At 31.1% G+C, this 3,501-nt stretch carries 2 protein-coding genes; both read left to right on the top strand.

The genetic code is table 11. The annotated features are described in order from the left end of the window. Positions 1 to 106: 106 nt before the first annotated feature. Positions 107 to 1,981: a motility associated factor glycosyltransferase family protein gene (locus CQA76_RS08735; RefSeq protein ID WP_137622996.1), complete on the top strand. Its 1,875-nt coding sequence runs from the start codon at positions 107 to 109 to the stop codon at positions 1,979 to 1,981. Beyond that, a partial coding sequence (locus tag CQA76_RS08730) for a motility associated factor glycosyltransferase family protein (RefSeq protein ID WP_137622995.1) occupies positions 1,978 to 3,501 on the top strand: 1,524 nt, incomplete at its 3' end. The genes CQA76_RS08735 and CQA76_RS08730, both read left to right, overlap by 4 nt.

Here is a 3,501-nt window from a genome sequence, read left to right as displayed (position 1 = left end):
CATATCAAAGCACAAGAAAAAGCTTTAATAGAAAATATCACTCCTTTAGAAAATGAGTTAGATCAAAGAGGTTTGAAGAAATGGAAAGAGAAGGTGAAACTAAACTATGGATAAAGAGCTTTTTTTAAAAAACACTCAAGCGCTTTTTGAAGTCGATCAAATTTTAGCTTATAGATTAAGAGCTTTGCAAAAATTTGAAAAATTTCAAGTAAAGCAAGATGAAGAGGGTTTGAATTTCATCACAAACTCACAAGAAAAAATCTATGAAAATCCCAATCAAGATCTTTTAGAAAATCTCAATTTTTATAAAAATAGCTACTCAAAATATCCTGTTTTGTTTTTTTATGGCTTTGGAAATGGCAAACTTTACAAAGCCTTATGCGAAAATAAAAACCATAAACACATCATCGTCTTTGAAGATGAACTTGAAATTTTAGCTTTGGCTTTTTATTTTACTGATTTTACTAAAGAATTAAAAAGTGAAAAACTCATACTCTTTCACACTCCAAGTATCACCACTGCACAGCTTAGCACCCTTTTTATGTATGAAAATATACATAAAAGCGTTAAAATTTTTAATCTCTTTGCCCATAGTGATTTTTATCTTAAATTTTACACTCGTCAAATTCAAGAACTTAATCAAGTCTTGATTTCAAATATCCGTTTTATCGTCCTAAACAAAGGAAACGATCCGCATGATTCTATTGTAGGGATCAAGCATGTATTGAACAATCTTCCTAAACTTTTAAGCCATGGGGTTTTTCAAAACTTTTTAAAAGAAAGAAAAGCGAAGGCAAAAAACGCCATCATCGTCTCAACCGGACCTAGCCTTACTAAACAACTGCCTTTACTTAAAGAATACGCAAGTAAAGCCACCATCATAGCAGCGGATTCTTCATACCCCATACTAGCAAAGCATGATATCAAGCCTGATTATGTTTTATCCTTAGAAAGAGTGTCCTTCACTTCAGAATTTTTTAACAATGATTTTAAAGAATTCGATAAAGACATTTTGTTCATCATTGCTTCCTTAACACACGAAAACACCATCCACTACTTAGAAAAAAATCAAAAAAAATATCTATTAGTGCATCGTCCTTTACATTCTGCCATCTCTTTAAAACTTAAAGAATTTGGCTATATTGGTGTTGGAGCAAGTGTTGCAAATATGGCCTATGAGTTGGCTGCAAGTTTAAGACATGAAAACATCATCCTAATAGGACAAGATCTAGCTTACGCAGAGGATGGAAGCTCCCATCCAAAAGAGCACATCTATGGAAATCAAGGAGATGAAATACACGGGGAAGTTTATACCACTGCTTATGGAGGCAAAGGACAAGTAAGAACGCAACTGACTTGGAATTTATTCCGTCAAGCCTTTGAAAAAGATATCTTTTGGGTAAAAGAAAAATTAAAAATTACTACCTATAACTGCACCCAAGGAGGAGCTAGGATAGAAGGGGCTATAGAAAAACCTTTTAAAGAAATTTGCGAAAGCTTGCTAGATGAAACACTTACTAAACCCTTTGCTATGCCAAAAAATTTAGAAAAAAATCAAATCCAAAAACTCTTTTTGCAAACTCAAAAACTGCTTAAAAAAAATGTTTTACAAAGTGAAGAATTCATCAAAAAATGCCAAAATGAGCTTAAAAAGCTTGATTTTGAATTGACACGTTCTAAACTGAATTTGCAAACTTTAGAAAAAATCAAAAAAAATCTTTTGAAATTCTTTAGCGAATTTAAAAAATTAAAACTCTTTAACGAACTCACTCAAGCCATCTATTATCATAATGAATGTGAAATTTTACGTTATGAAGTTTTAAACGATCTTGAGCAAAATGAAAAAATCAAAGATTTTCTTATCAGTCAAAAAAACTGGTGGCTACAAGGACTTGGATATTTAGAAACTCAAAATAACATCATCAAAGAAGCTTTAGAAAAATATCAAAATGACGATATCTTGCAAAAGGAGATTTTATGAAATTCAGTTCTGAACAAAAGAAAATTTTTAAAAAAAATCTTAATGCCTTGCATAACCCTTCCCAAGATCAGCTTTTTGAAGAAAATTTACGCAATTTAAATTCTATTTTACAAGAAAAACTAAATAAAATCAAAAATACCCACTATGAACTCATACTTAGCAAAGATAATTTAGATATCAACTTAAAAGATAAAAGAGATAGTGCTTTGCTTTATAAAAATACCCTCCAAGAATTAAACACCATGCTAAATACCTATAATGAAAAATACGCTTTATATCCTGTGCTTTATTTTTATGGTTTTGGCAATGGAATTTTATTTAAAGCACTTTTGCAAAATCAAAATCTTAAACATATCGTTGTTTTTGAAAAAGAATTAGAAATCATTTGGCTTATGTTTCATCTTGTGGATTTTTCACAAGAACTAAAAGCAAATAAACTCATCTTGCTTGATGTTGATTCTTTAAAACTTCAAGATTATCATGATTTATGCTCTTGCAATCCTTTTTTTAGCTTTTCTAGGGTGTATTTTTTAGAGCTTAGCAGTGATTATTATGAAAAATATCAAGAAGAAATTTTAGAGGTTAATAATAATCTCATGAAAAATTTTAGGGATGCTATATTAGATCGTGGCAATGATCCGCTAGATGCTTTACAAGGCATAGAACAATTTGTTTATACTTTGCCAAAAATGATCACACATCCGAGTTTAACAACCCTACTTCAAAAAAGATCAAATCTTAGCGATACAGCTATCATCGTTTCAACCGGACCTAGCCTTACTAAACAACTGCCTTTACTTAAAGAATACGCAAGTAAAGCCACAATTTTTTGTGCTGATAGTGCTTATCCTATACTGGCAAAGCATGGTATCAAGCCTGATTATGTTTGTTCTTTAGAAAGGGTTTTTCACACATCAGAATATTTTAATAATGATTTTAAAGAATTTGATAAAGATATTTTATTTATCCTTGCCTCACTCGTTCATCCAAGAACTATAGGATTTTTAGAAAGTAATGATAGAGACTACCTCCTTTTTCAAAGAACTCTTGATTTTCAATTTTATTTATGCTTGGAAGAATTCAAGTTTTTATTTTATATTCCAAGCGTGGCACATGTGGCATATACAATTGCAACATTTTTGGAACACAAAAATATCATCCTCATAGGACAAGATTTAGCTTATGGCAAAGATGGGAAGTCGCATTCTAGTGAATATACATATTTAACCGATGCTGGAGAGAAGGGAGAATATTATAAAAAAGATGCTGGAAAATACACAACTTTAGCCTATGGAGGAGAAGAATTTGTAGAAAGTTCTTTTGCATGGTTGCTTTTCAAAAATTTTCTTGAAAAACTTATACAGGGTAATTCCTCATCCGCCACCTACAACTGCACCGAAGGAGGGGTTAGGATAGAAGGGACTATAGAAAAACCTTTTAAAGAAGTTTGTGAAACTTTACTCACTCAAGATTTAAACAAACCTTTTCCTAAAATAGAGCCTTTAAGTTATGATAAACAA

This window comes from Campylobacter aviculae, from assembly GCF_005406215.1.
Classification (GTDB): domain Bacteria; phylum Campylobacterota; class Campylobacteria; order Campylobacterales; family Campylobacteraceae; genus Campylobacter_D; species Campylobacter_D aviculae.
Note: the sequence above shows the minus strand (reverse complement) of the source record. Positions and strands in the feature narration are given on the sequence as shown.